Origin of the sequence: Bradyrhizobium guangxiense, assembly GCF_004114915.1 — a bacterium.
Classification (GTDB): Bacteria; Pseudomonadota; Alphaproteobacteria; order Rhizobiales; family Xanthobacteraceae; genus Bradyrhizobium; species Bradyrhizobium guangxiense.
Genome location: NZ_CP022220.1, coordinates 94,276 through 115,151, shown reverse-complemented (window position 1 = coordinate 115,151; position 20,876 = coordinate 94,276). Strand labels below are relative to the sequence as shown.

Below are 20,876 nucleotides of genomic sequence, written 5' to 3'. Positions count from 1 at the left end.
CGACGCAACGGCATAAGCTCTATCGGGCGGCGCTTGACGGGGTCATCGGCGGAAAGCGGATACGCTTGGCCTCGGCGTTTGTTGCCACAATGAAATTTCTGAATCTTAGGCCCTGATCGGTTCATTTATTTAATTGGACGGTCGATTCGGTAATTGCGATTCTGGCGCATGTCCGAACTCACCGTGCAATATCTCGTGCTCGAGCGTCGCGATCCGGCCCGTAACATGGCGCGGTTCTATGTGCTCACGATCGAGCCGACGCTGTTTGGCGATACGGCATTGGTGCGTGAATGGGGGCGCCTCGGTGGGCGCGGTCGACGGCGGCTCGATTTGTTCGATGGTCACGCGCAGGCCGTCGAGGCCCTTGAGTGTTGGCTCAGGCGAAAAACCAGTCGTGGTTACGTCCAGCGGCACTCGTCAAGCTGTGACCCGGCGTGAGATGCTGGGCTGGACGAAAAGCCGAAATAAGTATATCAAAGTAATCTAAGGTCGTTTCAGTCCTATTCGCAAGAATTGCAAAAGTATTCCATAATCTTCATTATGCGAATCCAAGTAATCCTAGCCGATCACAACCTCTTTTAGTATCGAGCATTTGCAGAACGAGCTATTTGCCAGCGCAGCAATTCAACCCAACTTGCCCTGCCCCAACGCGCTCTCGTGCTGATCAATCAAGTGACGAGTACGCGAGCTGACTATTTTATCTTCGATATTCGCAGCCGTTTGAAGCAAACGTTCTCAAGCCGTGAAGTCGACCTTGTCCGTCCTTCCCAAGGCCGAACGTAAACGGAAGTGGCTTCTCAGCTTGCCAGTTCCCTCCTCGGCCACCCGCTTGCGAGCGAGGGTCCGACAGGCCTCCAGAACGTCCCAAGGGATCTCTCCGAGGTCATCGGCGACCTCGACAAATGACCGCCAAGCGGCGGACGACAATCGTTTCGACACTGGCTCGAGCAAATCGTCCAATGCAATACCAGCGTCTGTTTCCGCATCATTGTCTGATCCGAACAGATAAATACGTCCGCGCCAGATGATGTAGTGACTTTGACAGCCGGTATCGCGCCAAACAGAAGGAAACACACTCATTTTTCCTCCTTCCGCATTGTAGATACGCCAGGCGGGCCCACTTCTTGGATCGAGGTTGACTGGAAATCGTTCGCCGCAACCGCAAGGACAGGACAACACAAGCCAACGTGGACCACCGCGGTTGACCAGGACAGCATCGCCGGGTTTCGACAGGTGCTGGTCCGCCTCGCCTCGTGAAGAAACCTTCGCCCGAAAGTTGAGAATGACGATGCCCATGAATTCGCCTCACTGCGGTGCGAAGTTGTTGTTGAGAATGCGCTCTGCTAACACGTACGCAGCGGCGCGACGCTCATCCTCAGGACCTTTCAGGTTTGGATCTTTGGCCGCCTTGTTCAGAAGGGCCAGTGCAAGAGCCGCTCCGTATTGATCTGCTGACGCGACACGCGCGGCATAGTGCCGGATCTGTCGCACGGCTTCGTGAAACCAGCGATGCGGATCGCGCGGATCACCGTGCCCGAGCAGCATGTCGAGCGGCTTACCACCATACGGTTGCTCAATCGACCTCCACCACTCATCGAAGGACCAGAGCTCATGATTATCGAAGGCATCGACCAATAGGCTGGCCTCCAAGGTCGCTATGTCCCACACCAGCGGTCCATCCTGATTGGCATAGAAGTCGATGACGAGCGCCTCGTGCCCCCTCACCTGAACATTGTCGACGTGGAGATCGCCATGAATCTTTGCGAATAACACCGGAGAACTTGCGCAGTATTCGAACAATGTAAACAGTCGATCGCGGTCGCATCTCGAGCCGATCGATCGCGCCCTTTGCATCCGGCGCCGGTCAAATTGCTTTGGAAAGCGCGGACCCAGGGTCTGCGAAAGTGGCGTATCTCGGCGTTCGATATTTCGATACCACGCTTGCAGCGTTCGATCGAACAGGCACGATATTGCCGGCCCGGCCCGGCCGCTCCGTGCGGCAAGCCTTAGACTCTCGCAGGATTCGATGAGATCGCCGACCAGCACACCGCGTGTCGATCCGAGACAGCATAAATCGTAGTTCAATCGCGGCCCGAGATTGAAAGGCACGTATTTCTCGACATTCAATTGGTAATTCTGAAATTCTTGAAAGATCTTGCTGCGATCACCGAGTTTGACAAAACGCGGCATAGTATGAAAGGCGCCGAAGACCGGGTAGGCACGGTATACGGCAGCCCCGGACCGGCCTTCGGTCATTGGACTGAAATGCACGGCCGTGTAACCTCTGAATGCGCGCTTCAGAAGGACTTGGCCAACACCAGCGTCGTTCTCTCCAAACTCGCATTCGGGAGCGAAGCTGAAACTGACAGACTCTTGTACGGCCTCGCCGGGGAGATGCCGAACCAAGAAGTTGGCCGCTTCCGACCAATTGGCAATGGGCGACAAGATGGTGACGTGCGGCAGCGGGGGGAGAGGCATCGGATCGCCCAATGATCTCTGCCACGTGAACTGATTGCGCAGGACGTCGCTCGGAAGGTTGCTGGCAAACACACGCGCCTCTTCCAGACATCTATACACTTGCGGAAGACCAGCAACGCCGAACGGCACGACAAAGACGCGGCATTCGTAATCAAGCAGGTGCTTAAGGCAGCTTCGAACGATTCGCTGGAATCTTGATGGGTAATCTTGTTGCTGGACGATTACGACGGCGGCAAGGCTCGCCAACAGAGCAGGCTCCATCGGCTGAAAAGCGGTAATCTGCTGTTGTCTGATCGTGAGGCCGCGGTCTTGAAACGGCGCCTTAGCCTCAGCCGGGGGATCGGCGCCGATCCAGCCAACCTCCGACCGACCAAAAGCTGTAACGTCAACGATTGACATTTTGAGCGAGACGGCCTTGGAGAGCCAATCCATCGCCCCTTGCCAAAACGCCTGCCCGCGAGCAGACGATGCAGTCCTGGACGGGCTCACCCTTGACCGACCGGAGGCGACTTCTCAGACCATCATACAGAAGATGCCGCGCCGGCGATGGCACGCCGACAACAGCGGACAAGAACATGGTGATGGCGAGCGAGGTAATAGTGCTGTTGATCGAGATCACCGCGGGCGCAGGTTCACGAGCGCCGACGAGATAAGGATCCTGCTTGCGCTCGGCCTCCGACATCATGTCGCGGCGGACCTCGTTACCGTCCAAGAGGCCACCGCAGGTGAGGCAAGCCAATCCAGGCGACAGCATCTGGGCGCGGCCGGTAATGTGAGTGATCTTGCCCCCCTTAACGGCGATAACCGTCCCGATATCGATGCAAGGAATGAGATATTGATAAGCTAATTGCTGAAGGACGGCTCGACTACCGTGTGAATCGGTGCAGCAAAACAGCACATCAACGTCTCGCAATTTCTTTGCGGTTTCGACGAAGACGACGTTCTCTTGAAAAGAGGTGACTACGGCACGAGGTTGAACTGCGCGAATATATCGCTCGGCCACCGCGACTTTGGCCTGCCCCGTATCGGCAGATGCGGACCCTGCCAAGCGGTTCAAATTAGTCAGCTCGACGTCATCTGGATCAACTAGAACGAACTCCTTGACGCCGAGGTGAGCCAATTGCTGCACGGCCAGCGATCCCGTGCCACCAAGTCCCACGATCCCCACCCTGAGGCTTTGGAGGATGCTCTGCCCGGCACGACCGAAGGCCCGAACCTGCCGATCGTAAAGATCGGAAGGGTCGTGTGATCGACTGGGATCAAACAGGACTCGTCGATCATCCCCTACCGCAATCAGACGAAGATGTCGGTCGCTTCCAAGGTAGCGACATGCATACCCTCCGTCGCTCACAACAAGGGCCAGATGCTGCAAGTCAGGGGTTCGATGCCGAAAGAAGTGTGCGAGAACCTCCTCGCCCGCATCGTCAATGCGCGAAAACTCGGGCGCGGCCCTCCCGGGATGGCTATGCACAAACACCAGGCTACTTTTGGTCCGCGCAGCAATCTTTGCCCACCTGGCGATGAACGCAGGCCGCAGCTCTGCTTCGAGTTGGCTGCGCCGAGTGTAGTCGTCTTCAGCGGGCACTACGACCTCTCGCACCAACACCCTTGCACGACCGTCGGCCCGAGACGTTCTGCCGCACATCAAGACCAAGCATAACTCGGTTCGACCGCCCAGCACGGAGCGCCGGACGAAGTCGAGATCGGCAAAGGTGATGAGAAGATCGTCCACTATCGTGCGGGGTTTAGACGTTGCGCGATGACGTTGACATAGGTCAGCATGTTGTCGCGATTTGGATTCCAAGATTGCAAGTGCCACGAAAACCAAGTGCCTCGCGGCTCACCCCCTGGGACCGGATTGGCATCGTTCGAGGCGGTTGGAGCGCCGCCGTCCACCAAGCGAACAGGCCCCGGTTCCAACCAGAAGCAATCCGGTTGTGCCGAAGGATATCCCGGTGGCAGCAGAAAAATGACGGTCCCTTTAGCGATGCTCCAACCTTCTGGAAGATCGAATTCCGGAATCTCAACCAATACAGCTCCGTTGGACATCGGGGTTCGACGCGCCAAGGGAAAATGCTGTTGGAGCGCCGCAAACTGCTTATCAATGATTTCCATGTCCAAATGTCGCCGGCGGCACTGCAAAAAAATGCTTGATCCGATCGTTCAGGGGCACTGTATCTGGGTCAGCGATCGGACGATCCGGCGTGTCTCCCTGCTCTTCCAAAAAAAGCTGATAATTCGCTTCGATCTTGGCGATCCGCTTAATGTCGGCCCCGGAGAGATAAGAATGCTCGGTCTCGTATTTCACCCCATCAACGAAAAAGTGGAATTCCTTTTCTTTTTTGTCGTTCATGATCTCCTACCTGCTCCGGTGCGGCCTCCCGACGAAGACCGATGCGCATGCTATCAGCTAGAACAAATAAAGAACAGTGTCAAGGTCTTCTCCCCTTGGATCTTGCAGCTAGGTGCCTGTCAGTTGCGCCGAGTTCGTGCGGCTCAACGTGACTGGCGGCTACCAGCGAGTGGCGAAACGCCGCCGCTTCGCGCGGGCCTAGCTGCGTCCTGGATCGCGGAAGCAATCTAAGCGGCTGCTTGCGGCGCCGCGCGCGGGTGAATTCTTCAAGCTTGCACGTCAACTATCCTCAATCCCGACGCGGGCATGACCGTTCCGAGCTGGAGTGCTACGCCATCACCACGCCCGCACCTCCAAGACAAACCAACGAATGAATGGCGTGAGTCGACAGGAGGTCTCGAGTGCCTCTAAGATGTAGGGAAGTAAGTTCGCGGAAGCCGCGTACGGGTGGGGCAGTGAACTTCCAGGTGACGGTTCTCAAGGTGCTGGTCAGCTATCCGGACGGGTTCGCCGTCCTGGAGGACATCAAGCGCGATATGGCGATTCTGGCCACCAGCGGACGGGACTGGGCCGAACGCACGAAGCGATTGGCGGCCCGCGTGCCTGACCTGGATATCTTCTCCCAACGTCTCATCGAGCGAAGGAACGGCGGCTGGCGCATCACTGATAAGGGACGCGAGGTTCTCGCGGTCATGGAGGCGCGGCCCGCACCAGCTCAGCCAATGGAGCTGCCTGATGCCCGCGCGGTCGAGGAGCCGGCGCCAGCCACGACACTGTCGCCGATGCCGTCGATCACGCCGGTTCGACGCCTGCGCAAACAAACCCGACGCCAAGCGTTGCGGCAGTTGCAACGTGCGAGAGCTCGCTCGTGAGCAAAGGACGGGCCTTGGCTCCAGCATCGAAGATGATTGATTCGTATAACCTTCATTATGTAATATCCGAAGTTGAGTTTGCATCAAATTGTGTAGTCTGAAGTTGGTCCCTAAGTACCTGCTGTCGTCGGTTGCGTAGTCGCGTGATCCCCGCTAGAAAAGTCATCTTCAGCAAGGGTGCTCACAATGGACGACTATTCGGACGACATAAGACGACCGTTGTGGCCGCGTATCGAAGTGTATGCTGGCGCAGGTCGCAAGCGTCGGCCGGATGTTGGTGCTGGACGCTGTAGCGGAACCGTTGGAACGTTCAAAGAAGTGTGGGCCTCAGAGGCAGGCCTCGCGCAAGAACCGGCTTTGCGCAAGCCCGCCATTTAACCGATGGCAGCATCATTAGCCGTGAACACGGCGTCTACGCCGGGAAGCTGCGCATGCGCCAGCGTCGTGCAGGCCGTGTTGCGGTCCAGGATCAGCCGACGTGGGTCAGTAAGGCCGCTCGCAACGGCGTTGTCGCGAAATCCGAGCCGGCGGCGGGTCGTGCGCGGGTCGGTGCCGTCGATGAACGCTAAGTTCTTGCGTCCTTGCGCGACGAAGTGCCGGGCGACGGTATCGCCCGCCTGGTAGTTATCGAAACCGACGACTGCATCGATTGGAGACGATGGCAGCTCCCGTGTTTCACCTACGGGACTGCGTGCATGCCGCAGCAGGCGAGCGCCCTCCTCCGTTGCGGGTGATCCGACCATGATGATCGCCTCCGGCCGCCGCGACAGCAGTGCAGTCAGCAGGCGATCCTGCGAGGGGAGAGTCGTAGCGCGACTGCGCGAGAATGACTGAGAATCCGAGCGGTTCGAGCACTGACAAAGGCGCCTGCGCATGCCGAGCGTCGATACAGACCACTGGAAGATCAGCCCTACGAAGCTCGTGCCACAGCCAACTCGCCATCGTCCCGGTCTCAAAACAAATGCGCTCGGCGTGTGGAGCTCGCTTGCGGAGCAGTGCCGTGAGCGCCCGGGGTCGGACTTGGCCTTTCCCTCTAACAAGACCTGACCGACCTCGTCGAGCACACACACTGACGTTTCATTCTGCGAGACATCCAGCCCAACATATTGCTTCATAGCCCCTCCGATTCGTAAGATGGTGGAGGGCTTGAAGATAGTGGACCTTTCGTGCCGCGGGCGCGACCGCAATTACGTCATCGTCTGCAATATTGCCCCCCTAAGCCGGGATCGCGCCCAACATTGACCCAGTTGGGCTGTTGCGCTGCCTGCTTTGGAATGAAGCAGGTGGTCGGCGATGCTGGTCATGGAGACGATTGCGCGAATACGGCGTGAGCACTTCATCAGAGGCAAGACGATCAAGGAGATCGCCTGTGACCCGAAGGTGTCGCGGAACACGGTCCGAAAGGTACTGAGGTCTGGGGAGACCTCCTTCGAGTTTGACCGCCAAGTGCAGCCGCGGCCAAAGCTGGGAGGATGGCCAGTAGAGCTTGACGGACTGCTCGCGGCGAACGATGCTAAACCGGCTCGTGAACAGCTGACGTTGATCCGGATCTTCGAAGACCTGCGCCGGCCGTGGTAACGCGGTTATAGTTCTGGAATTCAAGTAGAGGCATTCAACCGCTGCTCGCCTAAGCGACTGGCGCAATAGCCACCGTTAGCCTTCTTAGGAGAGCCAGTTCGGCCTCACCAGCGGCCGTGCGCCTAAGTACCAGCTTGGCAAGCTCTGTTCGATTGACGGGAGTTCGCATACTTGCAGGCAGCGCCGCCACCGCTTCATCATAGATCTTTCCCAACACCGAAAGAATTTCCGCATCGAAGACCTCACCTCGTACCTGCAACACTTGTACCAAATCTCCTGTCGAAACATCGCGCTGGCGACTCGCTGCAACAAAGCCTGCCTGACCTACTTACGCGGGCTGATCGTCCGCGTCGGCGAAAGGGTGCGCCCGACGCTCAGTTTGTCTCCTTCCAATCGCTGCGGCCAGACCGGACAGTCGCGCGCAAGCTGTCGCCGGCCAGCTTGTAGGCCCACGACCCCGATTACGGCCCACTGGCTTCGGATTTCCTGGTCTGACCAATGATGTCGCCACTCGGTACTCTACCGTTAAAGCCCCTAGATCCCAAGTCGAGCGGCCTGCGTTGACAGTTGCTCCGCCTCGGCAAGCCGATAGGGTGGGATGTCACTACGCACTGTGGCCAACAAGGACTTACAGAACGCAGGCGTGAGCTTGCCGCGGTGAATCACGACGTTTTCGCAGCCCGTCGCCGCCCGGGCGTTCTGCCACTGCTGATTATAGCCGCGTTGTTCGTTGGACTTGACGTGGCAAGCGGCGAAGTCGGCGTCATCCAGCGTCGCCAACTGGCCCGTATGTACCGGTCGCTTCGTATGGATGTGAACCCACATGGGGCTCGGCATTGCACCATTGCGCAGCGCCTTGGGTTGCAGCTTAACCTGAAACAGCACCCCTGGCTCGCCCTTTAACGCGCGCGGTAGATCGGCAGGCGCCAACTCCCCGGCCGCGCGCAACTGTTCAAGGTACTTCTGCGACGGAAAGCCGTAGGTCTTCATGCATTCAATCCTAGTCAATGCCCTTCGCTCGTCCAAAGTCTTGGCGAGCCCCTGCGCCTCGGCCCGCATCATCTTGAGTCGGACTAGCTTGCCATGCACCTCGGGCACTTGCGTTGGCGTGAGTAGGATACGTCGACCAGGCTCCGCGAGCGAACCCTCACAAGCCTGCATTTCGGCGGCCTGGGTCTGCAGGCGCTCGATCACGGCATCCACAACGTGGTCGGCGTCCTCGGGCTTCATTTGGCGGGCTTGCGAGACGGCCCGTTGCTGACCAGCCAGATCAAACTGCAAAAGTGCGTCCAACCGCTCGAGTAGGCGCGCCAGCGTCTCCATTGATGGCGGGGCCTGCCAGATCGCCAAGTGTGCCGTCGCCGAGGATGTCGCCCTCGCATGCGCCTCTTCCGCGCTCACGAGCTTCTTCGTACCCAGATCCGAGAGCACCACAACTTTGGCTGCTGGCGCCGTGGCTTTGTCGGTTGTAGCGATCTGCAGCTGCGTCCCGTCGCGTGCCGAACTCCCGGCGAGAGTGCTCGGTGTACGTTTGGCTTTACCCTTCCTGCGCGCAGAAGTGCCTTCGGCCGCTACAGCCTCTCGCGTAGCGTTGGCCGGCTTCGCAGCCCCTGCTTCGACCGCCGGTGAATTGATGGCCGACGTTTTGGGCTGTAGATCCAGCAGCCGCATAACGTCGTGTGCAGTGACCCACGCGCTTTCCACGATCTGATGCAACAGTTTCAATGGCAGGTCGTCACCGGTCCCCTGACCCCTTAGCTTTGAAACGAGGTTGTGCACTCCCAACGCAAATTCAGAAAGCCGCTCCATAACTCCTTCCAGGACCGCGCAGTGCGCCGCGTCGAGTGCGCGTCCTTGGCTCTGTAGAACTGCGTCCTTTGTCGATATGAATGCCGGAAAAACGTCATCGATGAAAGTGCCGAGCAGGCGAGCCCGTCCGTTCTCGGCCATGAGGATTTCCCTCGTGGCTGGGTCGAACGTGCTTTCGAGAGGCTCAATCATGATTTGTGCGAGAGCGACCTGCGATTGCAGATGCATGCACTTGGTGTGCAGTGCCCAACCGCTGTGCAGCCGCAGTGCGGCCTCGTCGGCCTGCCGCTTTTGGGCCGTTACATTGGGTAAATTAGCAGTAGCGGCGCAGACGCATTGCATCCGTTCCGAACGCAACGCCTTCTTTCCCCACCACTCCATGCAGTCCGCATAGCGGTTTGCTACGCCGGAAACCGCTCGGTTCAGTAGGTCAGAGGGAGTGTTGGATAGCATCCGTTGGAGCACGACGGTTGCACTTTTCCTGCTCTGCTCCAAGGCGTAGATGGTCGGGGTGGCCAGAGCGTTACATTGCTCCGCCGCATGGAGCACCTCGTCCCGGAGACCGCGAGCCTGATCGTCAGACAGAATCCTGCGCGCCTCGTGCTGGGGCAGGCTGGCGTAGTACTCCAGAACTTTTGAGCCGACCTGGATGAGCTTGTCGATCAGCTCTTGTGCCTCTGACGAGCTCCGCGCTTGCATGGCCGCCTTACTGCGAGCGCCAACTTCCGAGAGCAGGCTTTCCATTTGTCGCTTTGTTGCCTTGATCTCGTCACCCGTCGATGAAATGGGGACTGCCATATCCGAAGTTCGCGGCTGGCTGCCGACCAACGCCGCTCTATCCTGAGGCCAAGAGCGCATTCGCTCCACGATGGAATAGAAGGATTGGCCGCCCTCCCCAGCGGCGAGACTCGATTCTGAACGCAAACTGCTCGAGTCCCAAGTGCTGTCGGCTCCGGGAGCCCCAACGAGCGATTTGCCAGGCCGGCCAATACCCGTCATATTCTAACTCCGATCCAGGCGAGAACGTGAAGCCTAATTAGATAGACGGCTTGGCTGACGATCAGCTGACGAACGGCATTCTCCCGGACTCACCACGAAAATCAGAATCACCGTGCTTCCAATTCCATAGAAGATGCCTTGGTTTGAGGTTTCCGGTCTGCAGACACGCGTCCTGCTTTGCAACCAGGCCGTGGAGACGGAGCGCAACACTCCCCGCCCTAAAGCAGAGGCTGGTGGGCCCTCAGCAGGCGAGGTATCGGACGCGCACGCTGCAGAGCCGATGGTGCGATCACAGTCGGGCTGAATACGCAGAGCATTCGATTGACCTTCGCGGGCAGTTGGAAGCGATGATCTATCGGTGGTCCAGTCGCGGGAATACTGCCTTTGATAGCGCTAGTTCGGCGCAGAGACCGAGAGTGGCGCGAGTGCAGGAGACAGCCAGCGGGTCGTTTTACACGCAGGCGATTGATCTCAGTCAGCTTTCGTTGATTTGCACAACCTTCATTTTGGAATATCCGAAATCAGAGCTGCATCAAAATTGTGCTGCCTGAGGCCAGTCTATTTTTGAGGGCACTCGCAAGGGAGCACGCATCGACGAATGCGGTGAAACGATTCGCAAACAAGCTTACAGATGCTCCGCGTCCAGCTCGGCGAGATTCGCAAGCGCGTTGCCTCGCTTCTCATCACGCGTGCGCTTATAGGCGAATAGATCCTCTGCCCTAATCCTGCGATGACGCCCCACTGTCACGTGCTGAATTTCGTTCTTCTCTAGCAGAGAAACCAGAAACGGACGTGAGACATTTAGGATGTCGGCAGCTTGCTGTGTGGTCAACATCTCATGCACAGGCACAAGGGTCACCGCATCGCCGCGGCCGATGTGCCGAAGCAATTCCATTAAGAGGCTCGACAGGGCCGGCGACAAGGTTATCTCAGCAGCCTTTTGAGCATCGTCGAGCACGCGTAGCTTGGCATCCCCAGTCGCATGCGACGCGAGTATTTGACGAAGCTGGTTGGCTGCCGCCTTCTCGCTCGCGGAAGGCAGGCGAGTACCTCCCAGCTCTTCGGCGTAGGCTGGCATCGTAATCGTTGTTCTCCTCGGTACGGCATTGTATGTAGGCTATATTCGAAATAAACGCAACAAGTGAAATAAACGAAAATACTGAAGTTCCGGTTGGCTGGGGTCCCCTCCCCGGGGTCAAGTAGCTCAATGCAAGGTGAGACTTTCGGGGCCGCCCCGGATAAGCATGGAATGCTGCGGAACTGGCCCAGGACCGGGCAACCGCCCGGTGAAGTCCAGAAGTAATTCTGGGCAGAGCCTACGCATAGGGGGAAGGCTGTTTTATCAAGACTGATCTTTTTCCGTTCAGCCCCCCGGCCCTGCTCTCACATCCTAACAGGACCGACGGCTTCATCCGCAATGTGGCTCGGCTCTGACCCTCGATACGCATCCGAGGGTCGTGCAGTCGGAGCTTGCGCTCGTGCGCTTCTCGTTCCACGCCGATTAAACGGACCTAGCGAGGCATGGCTGGGGAGATCTTCATATTCTTTCAGCACCTGAGCCCAATCCGCCCCATTGGCGATGACATGGGTAGACAACGGCCAGCCGCGTCGCGGTCGGCTGCGTGGAGTATAACCTATAGCTGTTAGAACGGTCTATCTGGACCCTCAACTGATGCTCGCTTGGGCTGCTTGCGCTCTGGCTAATCGAATGACAGGAATAATGAAAGTAAGATCAACCGATGAAACGCCACGACGAACAAATGTCCAACAACGCGAGGACAACCGAACGGGCCTTCAGCGGCCCTCGTTCGGCGCTTCGGGTGATGGATATCCTGCAGGCGTTAGCGGCCGAACCGGAAGGTCTTACGCTGGCAAAGCTCAGTGACCGCCTAAAACTGCCGAAAACGAGCGTCTTCAGCCTCATGCGCGCGCTCGAAGGCGGGGGATATGCTCGCAGCGACAACGGCCACTACATTCTCGGCGATCAAGCGATCAAGCTTGGCGCGAGCCTGGCTCAGGCTCGATCGTTCCCGAAATGTGCGCGTCCCGTCCTGGAGCGGCTCGCACGAGAGACCGAGGAGACGATCCTGCTCGGTGTCCTCTCCGAGGAGGGCCACGAGATATCTTACGTCGATGTCATCGAATCGGAAAAGCCGCTGCGCTTTGCGGTCCGCATCGGCAACCGGCGGCCGCTGTATTGTACGGCCGCAGGAAAGGCGATGCTGGCATTCCTACCAGAGAATGTTCAGACGGCGTATCTGACCCAGACCAAGTTTGTAAAGTTCACGGACGACACATCCTCGAAAGAGGAACTCGTCGCCATGTTCCCCGAAATCCGTCACCGCGGCGTCGTTGTCGACGCTAATGGTATAATTGATGGCGCCACCGGCATCGCGAGCCCCTGTTTTGACGAGGCCGGCCTCGTCAGCTGCTCGGTGACGATCGCCGGCCCTACCGCGCGCCTGCTGCTTGCGCGCGAGCACATCGAGCGGCTGACCTTCAAGGCCGCCGAACAGATCTCGCAGATCCTCGGCTATCGCGGCCCATATCCGCCGGCAGAAGATTCTGCCGAGCGGGCCGACACCGGCAAGCGGCGCAAGAAATGACCTCGCGCCAGGGACGCCGTCCGGTCAGCCGTCAATCCAGAGAGTATCCCTGATTTCAGCGCCGGCGGCCTGCACGTTCTTGTCCATCTGCAGCAGCTCGAACAACGACGAGCCGGTCTTCAGACGGTCGCGCAGCTCGATCTCCTTCCGATTGCGCTCCCGTGCGCCCTTCACCGCACGCTCGAGCGAGCGCAGCGGAATCGCGAGCGCCCCGTCATCATCGGCGACGATCACGTCACCGGGATCCACACGTACGCCGTCGCAAACGATCGGCACGTTCACCGCGCCGGGGCCGCGCTTTTCGGGATGACTGGAGGAGATCGACGTCGACCAGGTCAGCGAGCCGAGCTCACGCAGCGCAGCGACATCCCGGGCCGGACCATCGACAATGATGCCCGCAATCCCCTTCTGCTTGGCGAAGGTCGCGGCCACGTCGCCCCACAACGAGCCGTGCGCGCCACCGCCGTTGACGAGGACGAGCACCTGGCCTCGCTGCGCGACGTTGAGGGCGGCATGGATCATGAGGTTGTCGCCAGGGAAATTATACGACGTGACGGCTTGGCCCGCGATCCGCTGGCCTGGCGCGATCGGCCGCATGCGCGAGCTCATGAGCTGCATGCGCCCCTCGACCGGGCCGAGTGCCTCGTGCAAATCGGAGACCGGATATTTTGCGACCTCGGCCAGGAGGTCTGCCGGGCATTGCGGAATGCGCTTGTAGATGACGGACTGCATGTTTCCTCTTTCTGTAAGCGTTCTTCACGTACGAAGGGTTTTCAAGTTGCCCGGAGCCGCATCCTCGGGTGCTCACACGAGCCGCATCTGCCAACGGTCATGATCGAGCATTGCATCAGCCAAATCCGTACAGAGCCGCCGGATTTCGAACCATGATCTTGGTCAGGACGGTTTCGTCGCACCACGAATAAAGCGCCGAAAGGAGATCTGTCGCGTCAGGGGTCGGTCCATGCGTTGCGGCATGCGGCCAGTCGGTCGCCCACAGCAGACGATCCGGTGCCTCAGCCAATAAGGCTTCGACGAGCGGCTCGAGCTCGTCATAAGCCGGTGCAGCGGTATTCATGTGATACGGCGCCGAAATCTTCGTCCAGCAATTGCCCGATCGGAGCAGCCGAAGGAGAGCCTGAAAAGCAGGTTGTTCCGTTCCCTTTTGGGCGTCGGGATCGGCCAGGTGATCGATCACGAAGGGGCACGGCAATTTTTGCAGCCGGTCCTCAAGCGCGACGATGGAGCGACCGTCGAGCATCAGCGCGACATGCCAGCCCCATCGCCGAATCCGGGATGCAATTCGCTCCAGCTGTGCGAGCGGCAAGCTGCCTGGCCGGGTCGCAATGAACCTCACGCCTCTCGCGCCCTTGTGGTGTAGCTCGTCGAGTTCTTCGTCCGAGACATCGGGATCGACGACGACAACTGCACGTGTTTCCACGCCTGCGATTTCGCGCATCGCATCGAGCTGCCGGCTGTTATCCGATCCATAGACGCTGGCCTGGACGATGACGGCACGATCGATGCAAAGCCGCTCGGCCAACGCCATATAGGCTGCGGGTGTTGCAGCAGGCGGCGCGTAGGTCAGCTCGGTCCGATAGGGATATCGGGCCTCCGGGCCGAAGACATGGAAATGGGTATCGGTCCGTCCCGGCATGGTCTTGAAACTTGCTTGAGAACTCCGGGTCACCGTTCTTCTTTCTTCTTGGCACGACATCGTCGAGACCTTCGACCGCGGCAGACGGTCCGGAGCCTCACTTCCCGATCAGATTTGGCAGCGCGTGCGTAAACCAGGGGACATAGGCGATGAGCAGCACGCCGAGACAGAGCACAACGAGGTACGGCACCATCGATCGCGACGCCTGGTCGATGTCCGCGCGTACGACAGCGCAAGCGATATAGAAGCCGATGCCGACAGGCGGCATGAAGACGCCTACGCCGATCGACAGGATGATTACCATCGCATAATGAATGGAATCGATGCCGAGTTGATTGGCGATCGGCATCAGGACGGGTGCGAGGATGATGATCGCCGGCAACCCCTCCAGCAAGGCCCCGACGATGATGATCAGGGCGATCGAACCCAGGAGAAACAGCAACTTGCTGTTGCCGAGCAGCGCGACGACCTGGCTCAGATGCGCGTTCAGCCCGGCGGCGGTCAACACCCAGCCGAATGCGCCCGCGGCCGCGACGATGAACAGAACCATCCCTGTCAGCCGTCCGGCTTCAATCAGGATTCTGGCGCATGCCCTGAGCGTGAGCGCGCGATAGAACACGGATGCGAGGACAAGCCCATACAGCACGGCGATCGAGGACACTTCGGTCGGTGTGGCGAAGCCGAACTTGATGCCGAGGATCATGATGACCGGCATGCCGAGCGGCAGCAACGCGTCCGTGCCGGCCCTGGCTCGCTCTCCGGCGGTCGCTTTGGGATTGGCGGACAAACCGCTGTTGCGGGCGGAAACATAGATCAGCAGCATGAGCATCACGGCAATCACTGCCGCGGGTATCAGACCGGCGACGAACAGCGTGCCGATCGAAACCGGTGTCACCGTTCCGAGGATCAGCATCGCGATGCTCGGCGGGATCGTCTCGGACATTGCGGCCGATGCCGCCAGCGCCGCGGCGGATTCCTGGGGCTTGTAGCCCGTTCTTTCAAGCTCTCGCCGCATGACGGATCCTACGGCGACCACGTCGGCCGCTTTCGATCCGGAGATACCCGACACGAGATAGGTCGTGATCACCACCACCTGGAGCAGACCGCCACGGAAATGGCCGACCAGCGACATCGCAAAGCGCACGAAGCGCACGCTGATTCCGCCCTGATCCATGATACCGCCGGCGAGGATGAAGAACGGTAACGCCAGCAGGATGAAGTTGCTGTTGGCGTCGATCATGCTCTGCGCGATCGCGACCAGTGGAATGTCGTTGGCCAGGAGGTAGATCAGCGAGCCCGCCATCAGTGCGAAGCCGATCGGCATGCCGATGCCGATCATGGCGAACAGCACGATCAAGAGCGCCACCAGCGAATATCGCGAGCTGAAAGTCTGTGTGAAGAGGCTGGCATCGGCGAACAGGCAGCCGGCAAGCACGGTAGCGGCGGCAAGCGCGACCAGGAGCGGTCGCCCGCGCTTTGCCAAGAGCCGCTCGGCGGCGGTCAGGGCGATCAGCAGCAGCCCGAGCCCGAGCGGCACGACCAGGGTGGCGGTCGGCCAACCCGTGATCGGCAGATGCTCGTCGAGACGGACCATGAACAGCGAGGCGCTGCCCCGGAGGATGGATATCGCCGTCACCAGCACCCCAAGGTCGACCACGCAGCCCAGGACCTGTCGCCAGTGCGGGGTCAAACGCTTTGTGATGACCTCGATCGAGGCATGTTCGGCGCGCCGATAGGCGATGGCGCCGCCCATGAAGGCAATCACGCTCAGCGACAATTTTGCGGTTTCGTCCACCGACAGGATGGAGAACGGCGTCACCTCGCGAATCAGCACGGAGAGCAGCGTGATGGCCAGCTGCAACGCCAGCGCGATCGCCACCATGATCTCGGCGATGGCACCGAGACCAAAGCGCGACAGAGCGTGGCTGTGCCCTGAAGCCGGAACATCACAGACCTGCTCGGTCATCCCTCGGCGGCTTTCAGCAGTTTGTCGATGAGCTGCTCGCCCATCGACGTGCGGAACTGAGCGAACACGGGCTCGACCTTTTGCCTGAACGGCGCGTAGTCGACGGGGTTGAACTGGATGCCGGCATCTTGGCAGGTTTTCTTGGCCGCGGCGGAGGCCTCGACGATCGACTTGCGGGTGTCGTTGCCGAACCGCAGCGCTTCCTCACGCAGGACCTTCAGGTGCGTCGGATCGAGCTTGTCGAGCTTGAACTTCGAGCCGAGCAGCGCCATCGCGTTGTAGGTGTGATTGGTTTCGGAAACGAATTTCGTCACCTCGTGCAGCTTGGTCGCGACGACGGAGAGCAGCGGGAATTCGTAGCCGTCGATCGTGTTCTGCGTCAGCGCCAGATACATCTCGGAAACGTCGAGCGACACGGGCTGGGCGTTGAATGCCTTGGCCATCGCGACGAAGACCGGGCTTTGCTGGATCCTGAACTTCATCCCGGAAAGGTCGTCGGGAGCTCGCACGACCTTTCTGGTGGTCTCCACCACCCGCCAGCCATTGGTGCTCCAGGCCAGGCCATAGACATTCTTCGGCGCGAGGCTGGCGAAGATCATCTGGCCGATCTCGCCATCGGTCACCCTTTCGCCGCTGCGCGCGTCGCGGAACAGGAACGGCAGATCGAGCACCTGCATCATTGGGAAGATGGAGGAGAGGAATCCCGCGGTGTGGTACACGAGATCGACCGTCCCGGTCGCAACGCCGGTCGCGATGCTGACACTGGAGCCAAGCTGTCCGCCGGCGAAGATATCGATCTTGACAGCGCCATTGGTGCGTTCGCCTACCCGGCCCGCAAAGGCTTCCGCCATCTTGTGGTTGGGATGGAGGTTGCTGTCGGGATGAGCGAATTTCAGGGTGACCGCCCCCTGCCCCCGCGCGATGTTCGGCGCGAAAAGACCAAGGGCCGGCGCGCCGATGCCCGCGAGCAGCGTCGTCTTCACGAACGCTCTCCGAGTGTGATTCATTGTCACGATCTCCTCCCTGCTCGTAACGATACTCGTTGGAACGCGGCCAACTCGCGTGGCCGTTGCCGTTCAGTTCAGCAAATTTTCGCGGAACGTCTCGCCCTCATATGCGGTGCGGAACACACCTCGTTTCTGCAGAATTGGGATCACCTGGTCAACGAATTCCTCGACGCTGGAGGGCGTGGTCGTCGGCGTGATATTGAAACCGTGGCACCCGGTCTCCCGCCAGATCGTCTCGAGCTGATCGGCAACCTGCTCCGGTGTTCCGATCAGTTGCGGCATGCCGACCGCAAGGCCCCAGCGTACCGCCGCCTCGCGCAGCGTGAAGCGGCGATTCTCGAACGAGGCCGACATGGCCTTCATCAGACCCTGCGATGCCTGCGTCTTCTGCTCCTCGAGCGGCAGATCGAGCTCGACTTGGCTGAAATCCACCCCGAGCGAACCGGACAAGCGGCTCAGCGCGGCCTCAAGCGGAATGCGCGCGGCGAATTCGTCGAGCCGGCGCCTCGCCTCCGCCTCGGAGCTTCCGAGAATCGGCTGCACGCCGAACGTCACCTTGGGCGCGGCCGCGCTCCCCGATGCTGCGCCGAGCTCCTGCATGAAGGTTTTCATGCCGCCCAGATGCGGTTGAATGGAGAACACCACGTCGGCGTGCTTCTGCGCGAAGCGCTGGCCGCGGCCGGAGGATCCGGCCTGGAACAGCACCGGATGGCCCTGCCGCGACGGCAAAGCCGGCGGCACCGTATGGCAGCGGAAATACTCGCCCTCGTGATTGATGATGTCCACCTTGGCCGGATCAGCATAGACGCCTGTCGTCCTGTCGGCCTGGACCGCGCCCTCGCGCACCCCGCTCCAGAGCGCACGACAGACTTCCATATATTCATCGGCGCGATCGTAGCGCTGGTCGTGATCGAGTTGATTGAGACCGAGTGCACGGTACTCGCCGCGCAGATGGCCAGTGACGATGTTCCAGCCGACCCGACCGCCGCTCATATAGTCGAGCGTCGAGAGCGAGCGGACCGCCTGATAGGGATGATTGGCCGAAATGGAGAGCGTCACCGCAAGGCCGAGCCGATCGGTGGCGGCGGCGAGTGCACTCAGCAGAACGACCGGATCGTGCGGCGGCCAGCACACGCCGTAGCGCACCGCCTCGTCGGAACGCTCCTTGTAGCGGTCGAACACACCCGGCGTATCCGCGAAGAACAGCCCATCGAACAGGCCGCGCTCATAGGTCTGCGCAAGCCTCTGCCAGCGCTTCAGGCTTCCCATCGCCTCGAGACGCTGATCGGCGGGATCCGACCAGCTCAGGATCGTGTGATTGATAGGCGAGTTGATCAGAAACCCGATCAAGTGCATGCCGCCACGCATGAAGTCGCTCCCTCCGAAAAGCCGAGCCGCATCGCGCTGGCGCGACGCCCCGGTTTTTCCTTGCGTTCTCATTTCGGAACGTTATCCTTATATAAGAATAGATAGCCAATCACCACGGCTGTCAAGCCGGTTGCGCTCACGTGTCGTCACGGAATGCGCGGCTTAACGAGACGCGGATTAACTCCGCGCACGGGAGAACTCGACGATGTATGCAGCACCGCCAAGCGTGGAGGCGCGCGTCTTCACTGCAATCCCCGAGCATCTGTTCAAGAGCGGCCAGCGCTCGGAATGGGCTGAGGTGCAGTTTCACGGCGCACCGACGCCGACCTTTCTCGAAGGCCCATCCTTTGACCGCAATGACGATCTCTGGGTCGTCGACATTCCTTGGGGCCGCCTGTTGCGCATCACGCCGAACGGTGAGGTCAGTGTTGGCGCGGAGTACGACGGTGAGCCGAACGGCCTGAAGTTTCACAGGGACGGGCGCGGCTTCATCACCGACCACAAGCAGGGCATCATGGTGTTCGACCCGGCCACGGGTCGCGTCGAGCCCTTCCTGGAGCGCTCGCTGTTGCAGCGATTCAAGGGCGTCAATGATCTCGTGTTCGCCTCGAACGGCGACATGTACTTCACCGATCAGGGGCAGACCGGATTGCATGATCCGAGCGGCCGCCTCTATCGATTGCGACCCAGTGGCCAGCTCGATTGCGTGCTCGACCGGATTCCGAGCCCGAATGGCCTCGTGCTCAACAAGGCCGAGACGATGCTGTTTCTGGCGGTGACGCGCGCCAATGCGATCTGGCGGGTGCCGCTGATGCGCGACGGCACCGCAAGCAAGGTTGGCACCTTCATCCAGCTTTCCGGAGGTGGCGGCCCCGATGGCCTTGCGATCGACGAGGACGACAATATCGCGATCTGTCACGTCGGCCTCGGCGCCACCTGGCTGTTCAGCGCGCTCGGAGAACCGATGCTGCGCATCAAGTCTCCGAAGGGACTTCTCACCACCAATTGCGCCTATGGCGGTCCGGATCGGCGGACACTCTTCATCACGGAATCGAAGAGCGGTACGATCCTCGCAGCGGAAATGCCGGTGGCGGGACGGCCGATGTACTCCCACGCTGCGTGATCAGGATATTCGCAGCAACCTCCGAGCGACTGACCAGAAGGCCGAGTGCACGCCATGCAGCAGTTCTCCCCGACCATCGCGGCCGTCGACAGCGGCGATCCCAAGGCAGATCCGGCCGCGTTTCGGCGCTGCCTCGGCCAATTCGGGACCGGCGTGACCGTCGTCACCGCCGCTCACGGTGACGAGCTCGTCGGAATGACGGCGAACTCGTTCTCCTCGGTCTCGCTCGATCCACCGCTCGTGCTGTGGTCGGCCAAGCGAACGAGCCAGAGCTTCCCGACCTTCAAGGTCGCCACGCATTTCGCCGTAAACATTCTATCCAGCGACCAGATCGCTCTCTCAAATCATTTTGGCCGCTCGGGCGGCGACAAGTTCGGGGGCGTCTCCTGGAAGCGCGGCATCGGCGGCGCACCGCTGCTCGAGGGAACGCTGTGCAGCTTCGAATGCCGCAAGGCGGCCGAATATCCCGGCGGCGATCATCTGATCATGCTGGGTGAAGTCGAACGCTTCGTGCGCCACGACCGCGGCCCGCTACTGTTTGCGCAAGGACGCTATTGCATGGCCGCCGACTTCGCCGATCCCACCGACCTGTCGAAGGCGACCGGACAGGCGCACGCCGGCGGCCCGATGAATGAGTTCATGACGGCGCTGATGTATCGTGCCCATGGCGTGCTCTCGGCAGCGCTCGACGAGGGTCGCCATGCCGAAGGTCTCAGCGTCCTGCAGAGCCGGTTGATGGCCGCGATCGAAACGTTGCCGGGACGCACGCTCGCGAGCTTGCTGCCTGAATTGTTTCTCGGGCTCAACGCCGCGGAGAGCACCGTGAACGAGCTAGTGCGCATGGGCCTCGTCGAGGCCGACGCTAGCGGCGGCTTGACACTCACGGCCATGGGACGCGACCGCAACCACGCACTACACGCGCGCGCCCGCGCAATCGAGGCAAAGGAACTGTCCGGCATTTCGCCCGGCGAGATCGCGAGTTGCCGGCACGTTCTCGACAAGCTCGTTCGCCGCGCACCGACGGCATAGTAAGAACCAAGGCCGACGACGAAGGAACAATGGT

The 20,876-nt window shown here is 60.2% G+C and carries 18 protein-coding genes and 2 pseudogenes; 6 read left to right on the top strand and 14 right to left on the bottom strand.

Annotation, left to right across the window (positions count from 1 at the left end; translation table 11 throughout):
* Positions 1–168 precede the first annotated feature (168 nt).
* Positions 169–438, top strand: a complete 270-nt coding sequence (locus X268_RS35065; protein WP_128929564.1) for a WGR domain-containing protein — start codon at positions 169–171, stop codon at positions 436–438.
* A gap of 297 nt (positions 439–735) precedes the next feature.
* On the opposite strand, the gene X268_RS35060 is transcribed toward X268_RS35065, so the two are convergent.
* From X268_RS35060 to X268_RS35040, 5 genes are all read right to left on the bottom strand, one after another.
* A complete protein-coding gene (locus X268_RS35060; protein WP_128929563.1) occupies positions 736–1,296 on the bottom strand; it encodes a ubiquitination-like system serine protease family protein in 561 nt (186 codons plus the stop codon).
* 9 nt (positions 1,297–1,305) lie between these two features.
* Complete coding sequence (locus tag X268_RS35055; protein ID WP_128929562.1) at positions 1,306–2,910, bottom strand: phosphotransferase; 1,605 nt, start codon at positions 2,908–2,910, stop codon at positions 1,306–1,308.
* Complete coding sequence (locus X268_RS35050) at positions 2,864–4,063, bottom strand: HesA/MoeB/ThiF family protein (RefSeq protein ID WP_232995573.1); 1,200 nt, start codon at positions 4,061–4,063, stop codon at positions 2,864–2,866. Before X268_RS35050 ends, X268_RS35055 begins: the two co-directional genes overlap by 47 nt.
* 146 nt (positions 4,064–4,209) lie before the next feature.
* Positions 4,210–4,593: an E2/UBC family protein gene (locus tag X268_RS35045; protein WP_082847948.1), complete on the bottom strand. Its 384-nt coding sequence runs from the start codon at positions 4,591–4,593 to the stop codon at positions 4,210–4,212.
* Positions 4,580–4,831: a multiubiquitin domain-containing protein gene (locus X268_RS35040; RefSeq protein WP_042336969.1), complete on the bottom strand. Its 252-nt coding sequence runs from the start codon at positions 4,829–4,831 to the stop codon at positions 4,580–4,582. The genes X268_RS35045 and X268_RS35040 overlap by 14 nt, the downstream gene beginning before the upstream one ends.
* Before the next feature lie 455 nt (positions 4,832–5,286).
* Here X268_RS35040 and X268_RS35035 point away from each other — a divergent pair, with 455 nt between their 5' ends.
* Entirely contained in the window at positions 5,287–5,703 is a 417-nt protein-coding gene (locus tag X268_RS35035) for a hypothetical protein (protein ID WP_128929560.1), read from the top strand.
* Positions 5,704–6,077: 374 nt separating this feature from the next.
* On the opposite strand, the gene X268_RS35030 is transcribed toward X268_RS35035, so the two are convergent.
* Positions 6,078–6,578, bottom strand: coding sequence for a type 1 periplasmic-binding domain-containing protein (locus X268_RS35030; RefSeq protein WP_128929559.1), 501 nt, complete (start codon positions 6,576–6,578; stop codon positions 6,078–6,080).
* A pseudogene (locus tag X268_RS40905) lies at positions 6,556–6,818 on the bottom strand (IS110 family transposase); the annotation flags it as partial. The pseudogene X268_RS40905 and the gene X268_RS35030, both read right to left, overlap by 23 nt.
* 178 nt (positions 6,819–6,996) lie before the next feature.
* On the opposite strand from X268_RS40905, the pseudogene X268_RS35020 reads away from it, so the two are divergent.
* Positions 6,997–7,269, top strand: a pseudogene (locus X268_RS35020) (IS21 family transposase); the annotation flags it as partial.
* 546 nt (positions 7,270–7,815) lie between these two features.
* Here the strand turns inward: X268_RS35020 and X268_RS35010 are convergent.
* Complete coding sequence (locus X268_RS35010) at positions 7,816–10,089, bottom strand: hypothetical protein (RefSeq protein ID WP_128929558.1); 2,274 nt, start codon at positions 10,087–10,089, stop codon at positions 7,816–7,818.
* A 625-nt stretch (positions 10,090–10,714) separates the two neighbouring features.
* A complete protein-coding gene (locus X268_RS35005) occupies positions 10,715–11,173 on the bottom strand; it encodes a helix-turn-helix domain-containing protein (protein WP_128929557.1) in 459 nt (152 codons plus the stop codon).
* Between the two features lie 655 nt (positions 11,174–11,828).
* Between X268_RS35005 and X268_RS35000 the strand changes: the two genes are divergently transcribed.
* The gene (locus tag X268_RS35000; protein ID WP_128929556.1) at positions 11,829–12,695 is read left to right on the top strand and encodes an IclR family transcriptional regulator; all 867 of its coding nucleotides are present in this window, start codon (positions 11,829–11,831) and stop codon (positions 12,693–12,695) included.
* 24 nt (positions 12,696–12,719) lie between these two features.
* Here X268_RS35000 and X268_RS34995 read toward each other — a convergent pair whose 3' ends face one another.
* The 5 genes from X268_RS34995 to X268_RS34975 all read right to left on the bottom strand — a co-directional run bounded on the left by X268_RS34995 (position 12,720) and on the right by X268_RS34975 (position 18,690).
* The gene (locus tag X268_RS34995) at positions 12,720–13,427 is read right to left on the bottom strand and encodes an RraA family protein (protein ID WP_128929555.1); all 708 of its coding nucleotides are present in this window, start codon (positions 13,425–13,427) and stop codon (positions 12,720–12,722) included.
* A gap of 115 nt (positions 13,428–13,542) precedes the next feature.
* Complete coding sequence (locus X268_RS34990; RefSeq protein WP_164938220.1) at positions 13,543–14,349, bottom strand: amidohydrolase family protein; 807 nt, start codon at positions 14,347–14,349, stop codon at positions 13,543–13,545.
* Between the two features lie 97 nt (positions 14,350–14,446).
* On the bottom strand, positions 14,447–16,315 hold the full coding sequence (locus tag X268_RS34985) for a TRAP transporter large permease subunit (RefSeq protein ID WP_128929553.1): 1,869 nt from the start codon (positions 16,313–16,315) through the stop codon (positions 14,447–14,449).
* Positions 16,312–17,298 (bottom strand): TRAP transporter substrate-binding protein, encoded by a 987-nt coding sequence (locus X268_RS34980; protein ID WP_164934238.1) that lies wholly within the window; start codon positions 17,296–17,298, stop codon positions 16,312–16,314. Before X268_RS34980 ends, X268_RS34985 begins: the two co-directional genes overlap by 4 nt.
* 93 nt (positions 17,299–17,391) lie before the next feature.
* Positions 17,392–18,690, bottom strand: coding sequence for an NtaA/DmoA family FMN-dependent monooxygenase (locus tag X268_RS34975; protein WP_128929551.1), 1,299 nt, complete (start codon positions 18,688–18,690; stop codon positions 17,392–17,394).
* A gap of 205 nt (positions 18,691–18,895) precedes the next feature.
* Here X268_RS34975 and X268_RS34970 point away from each other — a divergent pair, with 205 nt between their 5' ends.
* A complete protein-coding gene (locus tag X268_RS34970) occupies positions 18,896–19,813 on the top strand; it encodes an SMP-30/gluconolactonase/LRE family protein (RefSeq protein WP_128929550.1) in 918 nt (305 codons plus the stop codon).
* A 54-nt stretch (positions 19,814–19,867) separates the two neighbouring features.
* On the top strand, positions 19,868–20,842 hold the full coding sequence (locus X268_RS34965; RefSeq protein ID WP_128929549.1) for a flavin reductase: 975 nt from the start codon (positions 19,868–19,870) through the stop codon (positions 20,840–20,842).
* Positions 20,843–20,876 lie beyond the last annotated feature (34 nt).